The 18171-nt window shown below is 70.8% G+C and carries 18 protein-coding genes; 8 read left to right on the forward strand and 10 right to left on the reverse strand.

Translation table 11 applies throughout. The annotated features are described in order from the left end of the window. From QZ483_RS06405 to QZ483_RS06415, 3 genes are all read right to left on the reverse strand, one after another. The coding region (locus tag QZ483_RS06405) for a bifunctional transcriptional activator/DNA repair enzyme AdaA (RefSeq protein WP_297082164.1) at positions 1–1058 on the reverse strand (1058 nt) is incomplete at its 3' end. A 72-nt stretch (positions 1059–1130) separates the two neighbouring features. After that, positions 1131–1709 carry a dienelactone hydrolase family protein gene (locus QZ483_RS06410; RefSeq protein WP_297082165.1) on the reverse strand — a complete coding sequence of 193 codons (579 nt, stop codon included), beginning with the start codon at positions 1707–1709 and terminating at the stop codon, positions 1131–1133. A 25-nt stretch (positions 1710–1734) separates the two neighbouring features. Beyond that, positions 1735–2361, reverse strand: coding sequence for a TetR/AcrR family transcriptional regulator (locus QZ483_RS06415; RefSeq protein ID WP_297082166.1), 627 nt, complete (start codon positions 2359–2361; stop codon positions 1735–1737). Between the two features lie 78 nt (positions 2362–2439). Here QZ483_RS06415 and QZ483_RS06420 point away from each other — a divergent pair, with 78 nt between their 5' ends. Beyond that, positions 2440–3885 (forward strand): MFS transporter, encoded by a 1446-nt coding sequence (locus QZ483_RS06420; protein WP_297082167.1) that lies wholly within the window; start codon positions 2440–2442, stop codon positions 3883–3885. Positions 3886–3958: 73 nt separating this feature from the next. Here QZ483_RS06420 and QZ483_RS06425 read toward each other — a convergent pair whose 3' ends face one another. Beyond that, complete coding sequence (locus QZ483_RS06425) at positions 3959–4597, reverse strand: TetR/AcrR family transcriptional regulator (RefSeq protein ID WP_297082168.1); 639 nt, start codon at positions 4595–4597, stop codon at positions 3959–3961. Positions 4598–4704: 107 nt separating this feature from the next. Between QZ483_RS06425 and QZ483_RS06430 the strand changes: the two genes are divergently transcribed. Beyond that, the gene (locus tag QZ483_RS06430; protein ID WP_297082169.1) at positions 4705–5727 is read left to right on the forward strand and encodes an NAD(P)-dependent alcohol dehydrogenase; all 1023 of its coding nucleotides are present in this window, start codon (positions 4705–4707) and stop codon (positions 5725–5727) included. 4 nt (positions 5728–5731) lie between these two features. Here QZ483_RS06430 and QZ483_RS06435 read toward each other — a convergent pair whose 3' ends face one another. Then, positions 5732–6775 (reverse strand): aminotransferase class V-fold PLP-dependent enzyme, encoded by a 1044-nt coding sequence (locus QZ483_RS06435; protein WP_297082170.1) that lies wholly within the window; start codon positions 6773–6775, stop codon positions 5732–5734. Between the two features lie 78 nt (positions 6776–6853). On the opposite strand from QZ483_RS06435, the gene QZ483_RS06440 reads away from it, so the two are divergent. The 3 genes from QZ483_RS06440 (at position 6854) to QZ483_RS06450 (ending at position 9563) form a co-directional block, all read left to right on the forward strand. Beyond that, positions 6854–7726 (forward strand): LysR family transcriptional regulator, encoded by an 873-nt coding sequence (locus QZ483_RS06440; RefSeq protein ID WP_297082171.1) that lies wholly within the window; start codon positions 6854–6856, stop codon positions 7724–7726. A 66-nt stretch (positions 7727–7792) separates the two neighbouring features. Then, positions 7793–9076, forward strand: a complete 1284-nt coding sequence (locus QZ483_RS06445; protein WP_297082172.1) for an ATP-binding protein — start codon at positions 7793–7795, stop codon at positions 9074–9076. Positions 9077–9095: 19 nt separating this feature from the next. Beyond that, positions 9096–9563 (forward strand): nucleoside deaminase, encoded by a 468-nt coding sequence (locus QZ483_RS06450; protein WP_297082173.1) that lies wholly within the window; start codon positions 9096–9098, stop codon positions 9561–9563. Between the two features lie 110 nt (positions 9564–9673). Here the strand turns inward: QZ483_RS06450 and QZ483_RS06455 are convergent, their stop codons facing one another. From QZ483_RS06455 to QZ483_RS06465, 3 genes are read right to left on the reverse strand one after another with little or no spacing between them, the layout of a single operon-like run. Beyond that, positions 9674–11512 carry a carbohydrate-binding domain-containing protein gene (locus QZ483_RS06455; protein ID WP_297082174.1) on the reverse strand — a complete coding sequence of 613 codons (1839 nt, stop codon included), beginning with the start codon at positions 11510–11512 and terminating at the stop codon, positions 9674–9676. A 24-nt stretch (positions 11513–11536) separates the two neighbouring features. Next, positions 11537–12310 carry a polyphosphate polymerase domain-containing protein gene (locus QZ483_RS06460; protein ID WP_297082175.1) on the reverse strand — a complete coding sequence of 258 codons (774 nt, stop codon included), beginning with the start codon at positions 12308–12310 and terminating at the stop codon, positions 11537–11539. After that, the gene (locus QZ483_RS06465; protein WP_297082176.1) at positions 12307–12978 is read right to left on the reverse strand and encodes a DUF4956 domain-containing protein; all 672 of its coding nucleotides are present in this window, start codon (positions 12976–12978) and stop codon (positions 12307–12309) included. The genes QZ483_RS06460 and QZ483_RS06465 overlap by 4 nt, the downstream gene beginning before the upstream one ends. A 185-nt stretch (positions 12979–13163) precedes the next feature. Here QZ483_RS06465 and QZ483_RS06470 point away from each other — a divergent pair, with 185 nt between their 5' ends. Genes QZ483_RS06470 through QZ483_RS06480 form a run of 3 tightly spaced genes read left to right on the forward strand, consistent with a single transcriptional unit; the run spans position 13164 to position 16016 of the window. Continuing rightward, positions 13164–13847, forward strand: coding sequence for a response regulator transcription factor (locus tag QZ483_RS06470; protein ID WP_297082177.1), 684 nt, complete (start codon positions 13164–13166; stop codon positions 13845–13847). After that, positions 13844–15268: a cell wall metabolism sensor histidine kinase WalK gene (locus QZ483_RS06475; protein ID WP_297082178.1), complete on the forward strand. Its 1425-nt coding sequence runs from the start codon at positions 13844–13846 to the stop codon at positions 15266–15268. Before QZ483_RS06470 ends, QZ483_RS06475 begins: the two co-directional genes overlap by 4 nt. 4 nt (positions 15269–15272) lie before the next feature. Next, a complete protein-coding gene (locus tag QZ483_RS06480; RefSeq protein WP_297082179.1) occupies positions 15273–16016 on the forward strand; it encodes an NYN domain-containing protein in 744 nt (247 codons plus the stop codon). Positions 16017–16023: 7 nt separating this feature from the next. Here the strand turns inward: QZ483_RS06480 and QZ483_RS06485 are convergent, their stop codons facing one another. Together QZ483_RS06485 and QZ483_RS06490 are read right to left on the reverse strand one after the other, a co-directional pair. After that, positions 16024–17628 (reverse strand): ABC-F family ATP-binding cassette domain-containing protein, encoded by a 1605-nt coding sequence (locus QZ483_RS06485; RefSeq protein ID WP_297082180.1) that lies wholly within the window; start codon positions 17626–17628, stop codon positions 16024–16026. Positions 17629–17758: 130 nt separating this feature from the next. After that, on the reverse strand, positions 17759–18169 hold the full coding sequence (locus QZ483_RS06490; protein WP_297082181.1) for a cupin domain-containing protein: 411 nt from the start codon (positions 18167–18169) through the stop codon (positions 17759–17761). Positions 18170–18171 lie beyond the last annotated feature (2 nt).

The following is an 18171-nucleotide window of genomic DNA, read 5'->3' on the forward strand; positions in this document are numbered from 1 at the left end:
AGTGGCGCGCCCAGCGCGTCCACGAGCCGCTGGACCGCGGTCACGCCGGAGGCAACCGTCACCTGCTGGCCCAGGATCGCGCGCACGAGCATCTCAAAGCCATCCGCCGTGCCCGGGACGCGCTGGCCCGGGGCCGCGGCGACCAACGGCGCGAGTGCCGGGTCCGTCGCGAGGGCCTGGTCGATCGCGAGCGGATCCGCGTCGAGGTCGTAGAGCCGGCGCGCGCGGGCGAGAAGCTCAGGCAGATCGTCCAGGTGCTCGAGGCGGGCGCTCATCGCTATGTGGTCGCGCGCGTGCGTGAGGCTCGCGGTCGCGGCGCCGCGCGACAGCGCAAGGCTGCGGCTGTAGCGCGCGCCGGCGGCGTGCTCGAGCCCGTCGATCGCGCGTACCGCCATCCAGTCGTGGATCGCACCGCCGTCGAACGGCTCGCGAGTCCACAGTCGCAGGGAGATCTGCCCGGGCGCCGTGGCCGCTGGCGCGTCGGCGCGCCTCGCCGTGGAGCGCAACGCGGTCGGGGTCAGCCCGAACACCTCGGCCATGGTGTCGTTGAACTGACGGATGCTCGCGAAGCCCGACGCGAAGGCGACGTCGCCCACAGGCATCGCGGTGCCGACCAGGAGCTGGCGGGCGGTCTGGGCCCGTTGCGCGCGGGCGAGAGCGAGTGGTCCGGCGCCCAGCTGCTCGGTCAGCGTGCGGGTGAGCTGTCGTGTCGAGTACCCCAAGCGGTGGGCGAGCCCCGCCACTCCTTCGCGGTCCACCACGCCCGAGGCGATCAGGCGCATCGCACGCGCGGCGACATCCTCGCGGAGGTCCCACGCCGGGCTCCCGGGCACGGCCTCCGGCAGGCACCTCTTGCACGCGCGATAGCCGGCGAGGTGGGCTGCGGCGGACGTCGCGTAGAACGTGCAGTTCTCGCGCTTGGGCGTCCGCGCCGGGCAGCTGGGCCGGCAATAGATGCCCGTCGACCTGACCGCCAGCACGAACTGGCCGTCGAAGCGCGCATCGCGGCCCGAGGAGGCGGCATAGCACGCGTCGAAGTCGAGGGCAGGGGCGGTCATGGGTCCAGCGTGCCTCGCCTCGCGGTCCCGCGCTAGCGGTTTTCGGACACTGCTGTGGGGTGGCCGCCGCGGTCAGCCGTCGAACTCGGACACGAATTCGGTCACGCGCTCGTAGAGCCTGTGGGAGGCCTCCGCGTCGTACTCGCGCCAGCCCTCGAACGCGAACAGATGAGCGTCGCCGGGGTACACGAACTCCTCGAGAGCATCCCCCGCGAGGGCCGCGAACGCCTCGCGCTCGTCGTCCTCGACCCACGGGTCGTCGGCCATGTAGTGGTGCTGGGCGCGCAGCCCAGCGGGCCACGTGTCGACGCCGAACCAGGCCGGCGACAGGGTGCCGTGCATGACCACCAGTCCTGCCGCATCGGCCCTGGTGAAAGCCAGGATCTCCGCGACGGCACCCCCCAGCGAGAAGCCCGCGAACACCACCGGGCCATCGACGTCGTGCATCTGGGACGCCACCGCATGCACGAATGCCGGCGGGCCTCCTTCAGCGTCTACGAAGGCCGTCGCCGTGTCGAGGTCGCGAAAGGTCTCGCCGCCGAACATGTCGGGGGTCTCGACGGCGTGGCCGTCCTCGCGAAACGCATCGGCCCAGTCGTGGACGTGCCGGGTGAGTCCGAGGGCAGAGTGCAGCAGGATGACGGTCGCCATGGTCGCGACGCTACTCCGGCTCGGGTCAGCGCGCCCCGTCGTCGAGCGGCAGCTGCCCCCGCATGAGCGAGATGAGGTCCGTCGAGCGATCGCCGAACGCACACGACATCAGTTCGTCAGCTGCGGGCTCCCCGGCCGAGTCGGGCATGCGCATGGCCATCAGCACCGTGGTCAGCATGCCCCGTGAAAAGAACTCGGTCGCCTCCGGGCCCGTGAATTCAGCCTCGTCTCGGACCACGCGGAACACGCGCAGGAAGCAGTCGCGCGCGATGGGGCCGAGCGTGGCATCGTGTCCCAGCGAGAACAGGTGCAACAGCGTCAGCAGGAGGCCGCGGTCGGACATGAGGCCGATGTAGCTCACCGAGAGCGCCAGCCGCTTGTCCTCGAGCGGCTCGTCACCGCGGAAGCCGGCGATGGTGGCGCGGAACGCCTCGATCACGCGGGTAGCCGCACGCTCGGCCGCCTCACGGAAGAGGTTCTCCTTGGAGCCGAAGATGCGCACCACATACGCCTGGGAGACCCCCGCCTGCTTGGCGATCGCATCGGTGGTGCCGCCGGCGTAGCCGCGTTCTCCGAACACGGCAGAGGCGGCGGCGAGGATCTGCTCACGACGCTCGTCGGCGCTGAGTCGGGTGGTGGGTTCCGCTGACATGTTGACATGTTATCAACCGATAACTATCGTCTCCACTTGTAGTAATCAGTTGATTACATTAAAGAGAGAGGCACCCTCATGTCACCGACCGCACGCCGGGCACCACTGGCGCTCGTCATCGCCGCAGCCTCGCTGCCGATGTTCATGGCGATGCTCGACAACCTCGTCGTCACCAACGCCCTGCCGGTACTCGCCACCGATCTCGACGCCTCGCTCGAGCACCTGCAGTGGTTCATCAACGCCTACTCGCTGTCCTTCGCATCGTTCATCCTCATGGCCGTGGCCCTCGGCGACCGGCTGGGGCGCCGCCGCGTGTTCATGGGCGGCGTCGCGCTCTTCACTGCGGCATCGATCCTGTGCGCGCTCGCCACCAGCCCTGAGTTCCTCATCGGGGCACGGGCGTTGCAGGGAGTCGGCGCCGCGGCCCTGCTGCCGCTCTCGCTCGCGATCCTGTCCACCAACGTCGAACCCAAGCAGCGCCCGCTCGCGATCGGGATCTGGGGCGGCGTCGCCGGCCTGGGCGTCGCGCTCGGCCCCGTGATCGGCGGTGCCGTGGTCGACGGCCTGTCGTGGCACGCGATCTTCTGGCTCAATGTGCCCGTGGGCATCCTCGCGCTGCCACTGATCCGCTTCGCTCTCACCGAGACCTACGGCGACCGGGTGCGCCCCGACATCGTCGGTCTGCTCCTGGGCATGGGGGGCGTGTTCGGCGTGGTCTTCGGCATCGTGCGAGGCAACGAGGCTGGCTGGACCAGCACTCAGGTCCTCGCGGGCCTCGTCGGAGGAGGATTGCTGCTCGTCGCATTCCTCGCGTGGGAGCGCCGCACACGCGACGCCCTGCTGCCGCTGGCGCTGTTCAAGGACCGCTCGTTCAGCGCCGCGAACGGCGTGGGCCTCGTGTTCAGTCTCGGCATGTTCGGCTCGGTGTTCATCCTGATTCAGTTCCTGCAGGTGGTGCAGGGCTACTCGCCTCTCCAGGCCGGTGTCATGACCATGCCGTGGACCATGGCGCCGCTGTTCATCGCACCGATCACCGGCGTGCTGATCCCGCGGGTGGGCACGCGCGCTCTGGTGGTGACGGGGCTGGCGATGCAGTCGCTCGGGCTCGCGTGGATCGCGGCCATCATGGACCCCGGCGTCGGCTACGGGTCCCTCGTGCCGGCCTTCCTGCTGTGCGGCATCGGCATGGCACTCGTGTTCGCGCCGTCCTCCACCGCCGTGCTCGCGAACATGCGGGACGAGGACCACGCCAAGGCCTCGGGTGCGAACTCGACGCTGCGCGAGATCGGCGTGGCGCTCGGGATCGCGATCCTCGCCGCGGTCTTCACCGCCTCGGGAGGCGAGTTCACGCCCACGGGCTATACGGACGCCGCACAGGACGCGGTCTACGTGGGGGCCGCGGCCCTTGCTCTCGCCACCGTGATCGGCGCGTTCCTGCCCTCACGGGCGCAGGCTCGGGCCACGGCGGCGGAGCGGGAGGTGCGGGAAGCCCTCGAACCCGCGCTCGTGCCCGTGACCCGCTGACCCTCCGCCACTGAGGACCGCACACCCCACCGGAGGCGCCGAGTTCGGCACTCGCGCGTGCGGTGTGCGGTCCTCAGTCGTGCGCGGGCGACTCGCGGCGTGCCTCGAGTGCGTCGAACAGGATGTCGAGCCCCATGTCGAAGCCGCTGCCTGCGGGTGTGTCCGCCATGTGCTGATGCGCATGCTCCATGAGGTGCGGGTACTGCTCAGCGGGGATCCGGGAGAGCATCTCGTCCGCGCGCTCCTCCAGCGCGGGCCCGTTCGAGTAGTCGGTGTCCTGCCACGAGTAGCCGAACACGTGCCCGTCGATGATGTGCTGGGCGTGATACACCGCATCCGCCGGGATACCCGCGCCGCGCATGGTCGCGAGCATGGCCTCGATCATCGCGATGCGGTTCATCCCGCCGTAGGTGACGGGGAACGAGAAGAACCACGGATGGGCGACCATGGAGTCACGGGCGCTGCGGCAGATGCGGTGCATCCGCGCCCTCCAGTCGGGCTCGTCCGTCGCCAGGTCGACCTCGTCCCACACCCGCTCGACCATGCCCTCGTGCAGGTCCCGCTTGCTCGCGACGTGGTTGTACAGCGACATCGCCTCCACCCCGAGCTCACCCGCGAGCCTGCGCATCGACAGCGTCTCGAGGCCATCGGCGTCCGCGAGCGCCACGGCGGCGCGGAGGACGGCGTCTCGACTCAACCCTGCAGGCGGCATGCGATCTCCCTCTTGACGTACTTACAGCGTAAGTGTAACGTGGCGATCGTACTTACACCGTAAGTCGCCGGAGACACCGCCGGCTCACCCGTGAAGGGAGACCTCCCATGAAGGCCACCACCTACGACCGCTACGGCGGTCCCGACGTTCTCGCGGTCAGCGACATTCCGGAGCCGGTTCCGGAACCCGACCAGGTGCTCATCGACGTGGACTCCGCGAGCCTCAACGCGTGGGACTGGCACCAGTTGCGCGGCGAGCCGCGCTTCATGCGGCTCCAGACCGGGCTGCGCGTGCGCGAGCCGCGGACCCTGGGCGCGGACCTCGCGGGCACCGTGGCGGCCGTGGGGACGGAGGTGAGCGGCGTCGTCACGGGTGACCGGGTTCTGGCATTGGTCGGGCACGGCGCGCTCGCCGAGCGGGCCGTCGCACGAGGGGGCGCGATGGCGCGGATCAGCGATGACGTGCCGTTCGACGTCGCGGCCGCCACCCCCATGGCAGGCCTGACGGCGCTGCAGGCACTGCGCGACAGCGGCAGACTGGCCCCCGGCGAGCGGGTGCTGGTGTGGGGTGCCTCCGGCGGCGTGGGTCACCTCGCAGTGCAGATCGCGAAGGTCCTGGGCGCCTCGAGGGTCGATGCCGTCGCGTCAGGGCGCAACGCGGAGATGCTCACCCGCCTGGGCGCCGATGCGGTGGCCGACTACACCAAGGACGAGTCACCCGAGGGTCCGTACGACCTCATCGTCGACACCGTGGCGACGGCGTCGATGCGCACGCTGCGCGGCCTTCTGAAGGACGGCGGCCGGGTGGTGACGATCGGCTCCGTGGCCGGCACCGGGCTGCTCGGCCCGGCGGCGGCGCTGCTGCGCCGGGTCATCGCCGCAGCGTTCCTGCGCATGCGCCACAGCGGCGCGATCGCCAAGGTTGCGCACGGCGACTTGGACCAGCTCTCGACCTGGCTCACGGACGGTCGGATTGCTCCGGTGGTCCGCAACGCGGGCTCCCTCGAGGACGTCGCCGGTGCGGTTCGCGAACTCGAGGACGGCCACGTGGCAGGCAAGCTCTCGATCGCGGTAGCGCCGGGTGCCGTCAGAACCTCGACTCGGAGCGGCGCAGCCTCGGCAGCGGACTGACGAGTCAGGCCGCGACGGTGAGCCTCGCGGCGCGGGCGGCGTCGATCGCGCGCGCGAGGTCCGTCTCGTCGTTGTACACGTGGAAGCCCAACCGCACCCGGCCCGCGCGCGACGCCACGCGCAGCCCCGCGGACTCGAATGCCGCGGGGTCGCCCGCGAGGGACACGATGGCGCTTCCCGCGGGCGCGAGCCCGAGCGATGTCCGGAACTCGTCGGCGAGACCAGGGCCGTGCGCGTGCACGTCCTGCGCGGGGATGGCGGCCATGATTTCGAGGGCCGACGCCCCCGCGCTCACCAGCTGCCACGGCGGCGAGGTGTCCAGGCGCCGCGCACCTGCGGAGGTGGAGGCGCCGTCCTCGTAGAGGCTCCCCCACGGGTCGTCCGCGGAGTACCAGCCGGCGTTCACGGGCCGCACCCAGGTCGCGTCGGGGCGCACGGCGGCGAGGGTGATCCCGCGCGGCGCCGTCAGCCATTTGTACGCAGCCGCGACCACCACGTCGAACCGGCGAGAGTCGATGGGCAGCCATGGCGAGGACTGCGTGGCGTCGATGACCGTGCGAATGCCGGCGGCGGCTGCAGCCTGGGCCAGGGCCTCCAGGTCGACCAGGCGGCCGTCCGAGGACTGCACGGCACTGACCGCGACGAGGTCGACCCCCGGGCGCATGGCCTCGACCAGCCGCTCGAGGGGGACGGCGCGCACCGTGAGGCGGGGATCCGCGCGGAACGGCATGACCACGGACGCGAAGTCGTGCTCGGCGACCAGGACGCGTGCGCCGTCAGGGAGCGACGCGGCGACGGTGCCCACGACCTGCGACACGGTGGCCGCGAGCGCCACATCGGCGGGGCGCGCGCCGACGATGCGCGCGAACGCGGCCCTCATGCGATCGACGTCACGGTCGATTGCCGGGAGGTCCAGCGCACGCCGCGCCCAGGCGTCGGTGGAGGCGTGGAGCGCGGTCACTGTCGCTCGTGCGGGCAGGCCGTAGGAGGCGGTGTCGAGGTAGCCGCGGGTGTCATCGAACGCTGCACGGAGCGAGGAATCGATCATGTCTCCAGGTTCGGGGCACCACGTCTCCACGACAAGACCTCTCCTTTGGCATCGTGACTTCGATATCATCGAGGTCTGATGATCGACGTCGAGCGGCTCCTCATCCTCCGCGAGGTCGCCCGCGGCGGCTCCAAGGCTGCCGCGGCGCGCTCGCTCGGACTGAGCGAGCCCACCGTGGCTCACCACCTGGCGGCGCTCGAGCGCAGCGCCGGGGTGGCCCTCACGGCGCGCGTCGGGCGCGTCACCCGCGTGACGCCTGCCGGCCGGGCGCTGCTCGCGCACGCTGACGCCATCGCGGACTCCCTGCGCAACGCCGAGCGAGAACTCCACCAGCACGCCGAGCTCGAGACGGGGCGGCTGCGAATCGCGGCCTTCACCTCGTTCTGCGCGGAGGCGCTGCCGGCGCCGTTGGCACAGTTCGCGCGCCGCTTCCCCGGCATCGAGGTGGGGCTTGTCGAGACGGAGACCGACGATGCGCTGGCACTGCTCGATGCCGGCGAGGTGGACCTCGTCATCGGCTTCTCGGACACGGTGACGCCCCCTCCCGAGCACCTACCCGTGCGGTGGCTCGAGCGAGACGAGTACCTCGCGGTGGTCCCGGCCGGGCACCCCGAGGCGCGCGGGCCCATGCTCGAAGCGGGCGCGCTGAGCGGCGAGCGGTGGATCTCGGGCTGCCAGCGATGCCAGGCGCACCTGCGCGCCTGCGCGACCGGCGCGGGCTTCGATCCCGACGTCGCTTTCGTCACCGAGGACTACGTCACGGTCCAGCGGCTGGTCGCCGAGGGCCTCGGGGTGGCGCTGCTGCCGCGGATGGCCCTCGCGGCGTCGCCTGAGGTCCCGGGCATCGTCACGCTGCCGACCGTGCCGCCCACGTATCGTGAGGTGTTCCTCGCGCTGCCGCACGAGCCGGTCCCCGCCGCGCGGGAGTTCGCCGCGCTCCTCGAGGCCTGACGCCACCCCTGGTCAGACCGGCCGTGCCGGTCTAGAGTCGCATCGCATCGGGGTGAGGAGGCACTGATGGCGACCTGGCACATCCGCGACGCGCGCAACGAGGATCTCGACGGCGTGCTCGCGCTCTGGGAGCGGTCGCGACAGGCCGGCGTCGACCCCGCCTACCCTCTTGCCGAGGTCCTGAGCTCGTGCCGCGAGGACACCGCCGTAGTCGCCGTCGCCGGTGACGAGGTGGTGGGCGCGGCCGTCAGCCGCGAGGCGCACAATCAGGCGTGGATCGTCTTCCACCGCACCGACGAGGAGTGGCGGGGCCAGGGCATCGGCTCCGCGATGCTGCGCGAGCTCGAGCTGCGGATGCGCGGCCACGACCCGACGACGCTGTCGGCGCTGGTGCCGGCGGACGAGACCCACGTCGACGCCTTCCGCCACGCGGGCTTCGACGAGAAGAAGGCCTTCCGCTACTTCGAGCGCCAGGTCCCGGTGCAGCGCGAGGAGGCCACGCACCTCGCGGAGCTGGGTGGCAGAAGCATGCCGCCGCACCTGTGGGACGCGGTCGGCGGGATGCGGCGAGAGAAGGACCTGCTCGAGCAGCGGCTGGTGCTGCCGCTCGCGCAGCCGGACCTCGCGACGCAGTTCGGCGTCGCGCCGCCACGTGCCGTGGTGCTCTTCGGGCCGCCCGGAACCGGCAAGACGACGTTCGCGAAGGCGATCGCGTCGCGCCTGGAGTGGTCGTTCGTCGAGGTCTTCCCGTCGCGCCTCGCCGCGGATCCCGCGGGCCTGGCAGGCGCGCTGCGCGAGACGTTCCGGCGCATCGGCGAACTCGAGCACGCCGTCGTGCTGATCGACGAGGTCGAGGAGATCGCCTCGCACCGGCGCGGCGACCCGCCCTCGCCACTCCAAGGCGTGACCAACGAGCTGCTCAAGATCATCCCGGCCTTCCGCGAACGCCCCGACCGCCTGCTCGTGTGCGCGACCAACTTCATCCGCGCGCTGGACTCCGCCTTCCTGCGCCACGGCCGCTTCGACTACGTGATCCCTATCGGCCTGCCCGACGACGAGGCGCGCACGGCGATCTGGGACCGCTTCCTTCCCGCCGCCTCGCGGGGCCGCGTGGACCTCGATGCCCTGGTCGCCGCATCGGCCGGCTTCACGCCCGCCGACATCGAGTTCGCCGCGCGGCGTGCGTCGCAGGGCGCCCTCGAGGCCGCGGTGGCCCACGGGGCGGTCGACCGCTCCGCGGGACCCGTCACGGAGGACTACCTGCGCGGGATCGCGGACACGCGCGCGACCGTGCCGCCGGAGATGGTCACGGAGTTCGAGGAGGACATCGCCGCGCTCGCACGCGTGTGACCCGGCCTAGGCTGGCCGCATGGACTGGACCCACCCCATGCTGCGGGCAATCGCCGTCGCGCAGTCCGCGCGTGCGCACGGCAACCATCCGTTCGGCGCGGTGCTGGTCGCCGGCGACGGCCGCGTCGTGCTCGAGGCGGAGAACACCGTGGTCACCCACCGCGACGCGACCGGGCACGCCGAGACCAACCTGGTGCGGCTCGCCTCAAACCAGATGGACCGCGACGAGCTCGCGGCCGCGACACTGGTCACCAGCTGCGAGCCGTGCGCGATGTGCTCGGGAGCGATCTACTGGTCGGGGATCGGCGCGGTGGTCTACGGCCTCGCAGAGACGGCTCTGCTCGAGATGACCGGTACGCATCCCGAGAACCCGACGCTGGCGCTCCCCAGCCGCGACGTGTTTGCCGCGGGCAGCCGTCGCGTAGGCGTCACCGGGCCGATGCTCGAGGAGCAGGCGGCGGCAGTCCACGCGGGCTTCTGGGGCTGAGCTCCCGCACCCCACCTTCGCGAGCGAAGTGGGCCCATTTCGCTCGCCTAAGCGCTTAGGTGAGCGAAGTGGGCCCACTTCGCCGGAGGGTGGGGGGAGGCGGGCGGCGTCTACGAGGCGCTCACGGTTCCCGCGGTCTCGCCGCCGGACAGCGTGCCGTCCGTGACGAGACCGCCCACGTCGGTGCCGCTGACCGTGCCGCCGAAGACCACCTCGTAGCTGTCGCCTGACACGAGGTCGGGCGTCGAGAGGACTAGCGTCTGCGAGTCCTTGGTCGAGGTGTACGAGGCGACAAGGTCGCCGTTCGAGTCGAGCACGGTCACGGTCTCGCCGGCGGACACGGTCTGCCCGAAGGACACCCCGATCACCGCCTGATCGCCGCCGCTGGGAGCCTGCGCCATCCCGGCCGAGCCGGTCGCGATGAGCACCCCACCGTCGAGGACGAACGAGCCGTTGTAGTCGAGCGCGCCGTTCATGGACTGTGTGGGTCCGGCCACCACGACGGTGCCGCCGGTCATCTCGACGTTGCCGTTCGAGTCCACGCCGTCGCCCTCGGCATCGAGCACCCAGGTGCCGCCGGAGATCTCGAGCCGGACGCCGTCGGCGCCGGACTCGCCGCCGATGTCCGCCGTGGACACCGCCACGGCGGCGGTGGCGTCAGTCGCGTACGCGGCGGTCACGGCGCTGGCCGTCGTGGCATCGGCCGATGCGGTGGTCGAGTCCGCGCTCGAGGCATCGGTCGCGCTCGACGCCGAGTCGGAGGACGAGCCGGGACCGCCGGAGCGGCGCTCAGGACGGGTGCCGTCGCCGCCGGGCATGCCGCCGCCCATGCCACCCATCTCCATCGACGAGCCGGAGCCGTCGGTCGCGTTGAAGGCGTCATCCGAGGACACGATGGTCGCGTCGCCTCCCGACAGCAGGATCACGCCCGCCTCGAGACCCTCGTACGAGGCCGTGACGTCGATGGTGCCGCCGTCGATGCGGAGGATGCCGTCCGCGTGCACCGCGTCATCCTCGGCGGCGATGGTGAGATCGCCGTCGGTGATGGTCACCTGCACGGCTGCGTCGATCGCGTCGGAGGCGGCGGTGATGTCGATCGTGCCGCCCTCGATCCATACGACGCCCACGGCCTTGTCGGGCTCGTCGGAGTCGGACACGTTGTCGGAGCGCAGGCCGTCGCCGCCGGCATCGATGGTGATGTCGCCGTCGCGGATCACGAGGTGGTCCTTGCCGCGCAGGCCGTCGTCGGCTGCAGTCACGGCGATGCTGCCGGAGTCGATGACGAGGGAGTCCTTGGACGTGATGCCGTCCGCGTTGGTCGCCTCGACCTCGAGAGATCCATCGCCAGTGACGTACAGGTCGGAGGTCGCGTAGATCGCCGCGTTCGCGCCGTCCGCGGAGTCCGCCGCTCCCGACGCCTCGGCCACCGTGTTGGTCGAACCGGAGGCGAGGTGGAGGGCGACCTGGTCCGCGTCGACGACCTCGATCGCGCCGGACTCGGAGGACGTGATGTCGACGCCATCGAGGATCAGGTGGACGTCCTCGCCGTCCGCATCGACCACGATCTTGCCGTCGGTCAGGGTTCCGGAGAGCGTGTAGACGCCCGCCTCCGTGATGGTGACGACGTCGCCGTCCACGCTCACGCCGGCGCCGCCGCTGGACGCTCCTTCGGCGAGCGCGATCTCCACCGCGGTCGCGGTCGAGATGGCGAGGTCCATCTCCTCGACGTCGAGGTCGGCATACGTCGCCTCGGTCAGGGTGGCCAGGTCGACCACCTCGTCGACGTCGCTCGATGCCTCGGTCACCGCACCGGCGTCCGAGTCAGTCGTCTCCTCGACGATCTCGCTCGACGAGGCGGTCTCCTCCGCGTCGACGTCGGCCGTGCAGCTGGTGAGCAGGAGTGCACCGAGCATGAGCCCAGTGAAGATCTGTGCAGGTCGCTTCGTCATGGACGTGCCTTTCGTGGCGCCGGCTCAGGCCGGCTGGGGGACGGTGAGGTGGTCGCGCAGCGTGCGCGTCCAGCGGTTGGACGGAAGGTCGGGGCGCAGCGCCGCGAGCGCCGTGCAGTATTTCGATACCTTCGCCGGGCGCACGCCGAGCGCCCACAGCGCGCGGTCGACGGACCCGGCGCGCGACACCGACTTGGTCTCGACGATGAGGCTGCGGCCGAAGCCGACCTCCTCGTCGCGCACGTTGCGGCCCCTGACGTCGGAGTCCACCGTGACGCGCGCGTCGGGAAGGAGCAGCGTGACGCGCTCGTACGAGGTGGTCAGCGACTCCGACAGGGCGTCGACGGCCGATGCGGTCTGGGGGAACGCTTCGACGAAGCCTCGCGCCTGGGGCGGCAGTCCCGGGCCCATCCACGAGGAGGCGCTGGCGTCGAACCAGTCGCGGTGCTTGACGGTCTCGCCGGTGCGGGAGCGCAGCTTGACCTCGACCGCCCGCGCGCCGGTGTCCAGGTAGTGACGCGTGCGGACCTTGAAGCGCTGGGGACGGCGACGGGCGGCGTCGCGGTACGAGTCCAGTTCAGGGGTGTCGTAGTACACGGACTCGTAGCGGAAGCGACGCTGTCCGTCGATCTCCAGCACTCGGGGGGCGGCCTCGAGGCTCGCGAGCGCGATCGACCAGGTCTCGGGTGGGAGCAGGTACTTGCGGTCGGTGCGGGTCTGCAGAGCCGCAGTCGCGTTGATCTCCTCCAGCGACACCGGCTCGAGGGCGTCGATGGCCGCCGGCCACGCGGCGGTCACGACGCGCTCCCGGGAGCGAACGCCGCCGTCGCGTAGTCGCGAGTGCCAACGGCGGCCGGCGCTGACGGCGCTTGGGCGACAGCCGTACGGCTCCCCGCCCCCGCATCGGCCCTGGCCACGCCGCCCCGCGGGAGGCTGTAGCGGACGTCCACGGCCGTGGTGTCCTGCACCAGGTCCACCTTGCGGATCTGAACGCGGTGGACGCGTGCACCCAGCAGCTCCTCGAGGTGGGCGATCGCCGCGGTCTCGTCCGTGAAGGCTCGATCGAGCACCAGCTGCTGCTGACGCGCCCGGGAGAACAGCGCGGGGTTGTCGCCGATCGCGATGACGGCCAGCAGGACGGCCATCAGCGTGAAGCTCACCGACGGGGAGATGGACGGGAAGCCACCCAGCAGTCCCAGCGCGATCGCGGTGAAGTAGTACGCGATCTCGGCGTGGTCCATCTCGGTCGAGCGCAAGCGGATGATCGACAGCACAGCGAAGATGCCGAGGCCGAAGCCGAGCGAGATGTCCGCGTTGGTCATCGCGTACGTGACGCCCATGACGCCCACGTTGATCGACAGGAACGCGACGATCATGTCGCGCCGGCGGTGGCGGGGGAAGTACAGGCCGAAGACCATGACTGCGATCGCGATGAGGTCGGCGATGATGAAGGCGTAGATGGGCACGTCGTAGCTCCGCTCAGTGGGGGCTCTGGTCTCCGGGGGACCGGAGGGCGAACCGTTCACCAACATGTAACCGAGACTTCCTGGGAGATTGCTGGGAACGGCGGCACAGGCTCCTGGGATGTGCTCACGGCTGGTTCCGGGGCGGCTCCCAGCGTTCTCCCAGGGTCGAGTGTGAGACTGGGGGCATGACAGACCGACGGATCCTCGTGGTGGACGACGAGGACAACCTCCGCACCATGCTCGCCGCGGCCCTGAAATACGAGGGCTACGTAGTCGAGCAGGCCGGCGACGGTGCCGAGGGTCTACGCGCCGTGCGCGAGACCCGGCCCGACCTCATCATCCTCGACGTGATGATGCCCAACGTCGATGGCTTCGCGATGTGCCGGCGGCTGCGCGAGTCCGGTGACCGCACGCCCATCATCTTCCTCACCGCGCGCGACTCCGCGGCCGACAAGGTCGAGGGCCTGACGATCGGCGCGGACGACTATCTCGACAAGCCCTTCAACCTCGACGAACTGGTCGCCCGGGTCGAGGCGGTGTCGCGCCGCGTGGAGCGCTCGCCCAGCGCCTCCGAGGTCTACCAGGTCTCTGATCTGGCTCTGGATGACGTGTCGCACCGCGTCACGCGTGACGGCGTCGAAGTGCACCTGTCCCCCACCGAGTACCGGCTGCTCAAGCACCTCATGCAGAACGTGGGACGCGTGCTGTCGCGCGGTCAGCTGCTCGAGGCCGTCTGGGGGTACTCCGCCGACGACGATCCCGGCGTGGTCGAGACGTACATCGGGTACCTGCGGCGCAAGGTCGACACCACCGAGGAACGCCTCATCCACACGGTCCGCGGAGCGGGCTACACCCTGAGGACGTCGTGACCGGCGCCGAGGTGGAGGAGGCGCGGCGCCGGGGCGGCATGTCTCTGCGCGACCGCGTGCTCATCGGCTTCGCCGCGATCGCCGCCGTCGCGATCGCGGTCGCCATCGCCGTCACGGTGTCCACCACCAACTACCAGGTGGGTCAGCTCGACGAGCGCCTCGCGACATTCGCGGGCCCGTCGTTCATCGACCAGCCCGTGCAGAACCTTCCTGGTGGTGGGCCGGGCGAGCTGTCCCGTCCGTCCGACGCCTTCCGCGGGTACGTCACCGCCGACGGTGAGTCGTATGTGTTCCTCCGCCCCAACGTGGGCGACACGGCCGACGACGTGCCGGTGATCGACATCGACGAGCTCGATCCTGACGATTCCACCTACCTCACCGTGGCCGCGCAGGACGGCAGCGGCGAGTTCCGCGTGCTCGCGCGTCCCGCCGGCGACGGGTGGGACGTCACGGCGCTGTCGATGGACTCCGTCAACGCCTCCACCCAGCGTCTGATCCTGATCGAGACCGTGGGCATCCTGCTCATGCTCGGGGGCCTGGGCGTGGTCGCCTGGTGGGTGATCCGCCTGGGGGTCAACCCCATGCGGCGCATGGTGCACGCGTCCGCGCGCATCGCTGACGGGGATCTCAGCGTTCGTCTCGAGGGCGCGGGCACGGGCTCCGAGTCCGCGGAACTCGCCGCTTCCCTGAACGCGATGATCGGCACGCTGACCGCCTCGATCGCGGAGCGCGAGCGATCGGAGGCGCGGCTGCGTGAGTTCGTCGCCGATGCGTCCCACGAGCTGCGCACGCCGCTCACCACCGTGCTGGGCTACTCCGAGCTGCACCGGCGCGGCGCCCTGCGCAAGAAGGCCGACCAGGACGATGCGTGGGGCCGCACCGAGGCCGAGGCTCGCCGCATGAAGCGCCTCGTCGACGACATGCTCGAGCTCGCGAAGTACGACTCGGAGCCGGTGCTCTCTCAGCAGGAGGTCAGCCTCCTGAGCCTCGCGAAGGACGTCGCCGCAGGAGCCTCTGCCGCATACCCGGACGCGGAGTTCTCGGCCGCCGGCGAAGACGTGGCCATCACGGGCGACCCCGACCGCCTGCGCCAGGCCATGCTCAACGTCGTAGCGAACGCCGCCATCCACGGCGGCTCGAACGTGACCATCAACGTGGGCTCTGACGGGGATCGCGCGACCATAGCGATCGCGGATGACGGCCCGGGCATGCCGCCCGAGGTCGCCGCCCGTGCCACCGAGCGCTTCGTGCGGGGTGACTCGTCGCGTCAGCGCACGACCGGAGGTGCGGGGCTCGGGCTCGCGATCACCGCGGCGATCGTCGAGGCCCACGGCGGCACCCTGGACGTGGAGTCGGAAGAGGGCGCGGGCACCACCGTGACCATCACGTTGCCCACGCAAGCGGCGCCTGTGCCACAGTGATCCCGTGGCAGACATCAACGATCAGACGCGTCTCGCGGTCCTCATTGACGCCGACAACGCTCATGCCAAGCACCTCGACGCGTTGCTGGTGGAGATCGCAAAGTTCGGCACCGCCAGCGTGCGGCGCGCGTATGGCGACTGGACCTCAACGCAACTGAATCCGTGGAAGCCCCTGTTGCTTGAGCACTCTGTGCAACCCATTCAGCAGTACAGCTACACGCACGGAAAGAACGCGACTGACAGCGCCCTGATCATCGATGCGATGGATCTGCTCCACGCGGGCCATGTCGATGGGTTCTGCCTGGTGTCGAGCGACTCCGACTTCACCAGACTGGCGGCGCGCATTCGCGAACAGGGCCTACGCGTGCTCGGGTTCGGTGAGCGCAAGACACCCGGGCCCTTCGTCGCCGCGTGCAACACCTTCGTGTACGTCGAGAACCTCGCTCGCGCTGACGAGTCGAGCGCGACGCCCGCGAAGGAGCCGCTCGACCAGGACAAGCGACTCGGATCCCTGCTCATCGAGGCCGTCGACGCGTCAACGCGCGATGACGACTGGGCTCACCTGGGCGAGGTCGGTTCCAACCTGTCGCGCCTGGCATCGGACTTCGACTCGCGCACCTGGGGCTTCTCGAAGCTCAAGGACCTCATGTCCGCACACCCCGACTACGAGGTGCGACACCAGGCCAACAGTGATGGTCGCCAGACGCCCGTCATGGTGAGGCGCAAGCCCGCCAAGAAAGGTCGCTGACCAGCGCCTAGCCTGAGCCTCGATCGCGGTCGGAGAAGCCCCCAGGCCCGAGCCGCCACTCCCGCGTGGGCTCCACCGCCGCGACGAACTCCGCGTCGTGGCTCACCACGATCAGCGCCCCGCGATAGTCGCGCAGCGCGTCGAGCAGGTGCGCGCGCGACGCGAAGTCGAGGTTGTTCGTGGGCTCGTCGAGGATCAGCAGCTGGGGCGCGGGGCGCGCGAGCAGCACCGCCGCCAGCGCGGCTCTGAACCGCTCGCCGCCGGACAGGGTCCCCGCCGCGCCATCGCCTGCCCGGCCACGGAACAGGAAGCGCGCGAGCCCCTCCCGCACCTCGTGCGGAGTCGCATCGGGCGCCGCGGCACGGACGTTGTCCACGACGCTCAGCCCCGGGTCGAGGATGTCGAGGCGCTGTGGCAGCAGGCCCACCGGCACGTGCACCCCGGCGGCGCCTGACACCGGCGCCACCGCGCCCAGGAGCGTCTGGATCAGCGTGGTCTTGCCCGAGCCGTTGGGACCCGACAGGACGATGCGCTCAGGTCCCTGGATCGACGCGTCCACGGTGGCGCCGCTGCGGAGCGTGCACGACTCGAGTCGCGCGACGTCCCGGCGCGCGGGCACTGCGGTCCCGGGCAGCGCGACCCGGATCTCCCGGTCCCGGTCCGCGGCGACCTCGGCTCGCTCCAGCCGCTGCTGCGCCGCCTCCAGGCGTTCCTCATGGACGCCCGTGATGCGACCTTGCGACGCCTGAGACGCCCGCTTCATCGCGCCCATCATCACCTTCGGCATGCCGGACTGACGTGCACGCCGCTCCCCGTCGCGCTGGCGTCGCCCGATCCCCTCGACGTGCTCCCGCAGCTCACGCTTCTGGCGCGATGCCTGCGCGCGGGCGCTACGCAGTTGCTCCTCCACCGCCAGGCGCTCTGCGGCGAGCGTCTCCTCGTATTGGGCGAACGGCCCGCCGAACACCCGCAGGCGCCCGGCCTGCAGTTCGACGATGCGGTCGACCCGATCGAGGAGTCCGCGGTCGTGCGTGACCACCACGGTGGTGCCTCTGCGACTCACCAGTGCATCGACCACACGATCCGTCGCTACTGCGTCCAGGTTGTTGGTGGGCTCGTCGAGCAGGAGCACCTCCGGCCGTCGATGGAGCGCGGCGGCGATCGCGAGCAGCGTGATCTCGCCGCCCGACAGCTCGCCCACGGTGCGATCCAACGTGCCGGGCGGCAGACCGAGCCGAGCGAGCGTCGCCTGAGCGCGCTCCTCGGCATCCCAATCGTCTCCGATGGTTTCATAGTGAGTGGCATCGATAGATCCCGACTCGACGGCGCGCAAAGCCGCACGGACCTCTGCCAGGCCCAGGACCGCATCGGCCCTCGCGCGAGGGTCGAGCGCGATGTCCTGCCGCACGTGTGCGAGGTCGGGCGGGCGCGTCAGCGTGCCCGCGGTCGGCGCGAGATCGCCCGTCAGCAGCCGCAGCAGCGTCGACTTGCCGGCGCCGTTGGCGCCCACAACTCCGGTGAGTCCGGCCGGGAAGGCGAGGGTCGCGTCGGCCAGGCACGGCGTGCCATCGGGCCACGTGAAGGTGGTGTGGGACAGGGTGAGGGAAGGCATAGGTTCTCGCAATCGTCTGGGGCGGGATGCGCGTGGCCAGACCTGCGTCTGGCGAACCTAGATCTTCAACGGACCTCTCCTGTGGGTCGGGAATGCGACGGGGACCAGCATACGGCAGCCGATGCGAGGGTCACCAGGGCATCGGCACGTCGGTGATGGGGTGGGCATCGTCGGGCAGATGCGGCAGCGCGTCGCCGTCGCCGCGAATGCAGAACCACGTCAGAGGCTCGGTGCCGTCGGGATCGCAGCGCCACGTGCGCATCACGCCCTGGCCCACGCGGATCACCGTGCCCGGGCCCACGTCCACCACGTCGTCATCGAGGCCCATCTGGCCGCGGCCGGTGAGAAACACGTACAACTCCTCATCCGAGCTGTGCGCATGCCAGTAGCCGGCCTCCTCACCCGGCACCATGGAGTTCGCGGTGACCCCGATGAACTGCATGGGCAGCTCGTGGTCGAGTACGCGACGCCCGTCGCGCTCGCGGCCCTCGCGGAACCCGCCGTAGTAGTCGCGCCACGCCTCCGTGGCGCCGATCTCGATGC

The sequence above is a fragment of the uncultured Demequina sp. genome (genome assembly GCF_913055775.1).
Taxonomy (GTDB): Bacteria; Actinomycetota; Actinomycetes; order Actinomycetales; family Demequinaceae; genus Demequina.

Coding starts and splice junctions, on each gene's coding strand:
- QZ483_RS06470 (WP_297082177.1), top strand. CDS start 13,164: ATGACAGACCGACGGATCCTCGTGGTGGACGACGAGGACAACCTCCGC.
- QZ483_RS06440 (WP_297082171.1), top strand. CDS start 6,854: ATGATCGACGTCGAGCGGCTCCTCATCCTCCGCGAGGTCGCCCGCGGC.
- QZ483_RS06455 (WP_297082174.1), bottom strand. CDS start 11,512: ATGACGAAGCGACCTGCACAGATCTTCACTGGGCTCATGCTCGGTGCA.
- QZ483_RS06445 (WP_297082172.1), top strand. CDS start 7,793: ATGGCGACCTGGCACATCCGCGACGCGCGCAACGAGGATCTCGACGGC.
- QZ483_RS06450 (WP_297082173.1), top strand. CDS start 9,096: ATGGACTGGACCCACCCCATGCTGCGGGCAATCGCCGTCGCGCAGTCC.
- QZ483_RS06430 (WP_297082169.1), top strand. CDS start 4,705: ATGAAGGCCACCACCTACGACCGCTACGGCGGTCCCGACGTTCTCGCG.
- QZ483_RS06415 (WP_297082166.1), bottom strand. CDS start 2,361: ATGTCAGCGGAACCCACCACCCGACTCAGCGCCGACGAGCGTCGTGAG.
- QZ483_RS06435 (WP_297082170.1), bottom strand. CDS start 6,775: ATGATCGATTCCTCGCTCCGTGCAGCGTTCGATGACACCCGCGGCTAC.
- QZ483_RS06420 (WP_297082167.1), top strand. CDS start 2,440: ATGTCACCGACCGCACGCCGGGCACCACTGGCGCTCGTCATCGCCGCA.
- QZ483_RS06425 (WP_297082168.1), bottom strand. CDS start 4,597: ATGCCGCCTGCAGGGTTGAGTCGAGACGCCGTCCTCCGCGCCGCCGTG.
- QZ483_RS06485 (WP_297082180.1), bottom strand. CDS start 17,628: ATGCCTTCCCTCACCCTGTCCCACACCACCTTCACGTGGCCCGATGGC.
- QZ483_RS06410 (WP_297082165.1), bottom strand. CDS start 1,709: ATGGCGACCGTCATCCTGCTGCACTCTGCCCTCGGACTCACCCGGCAC.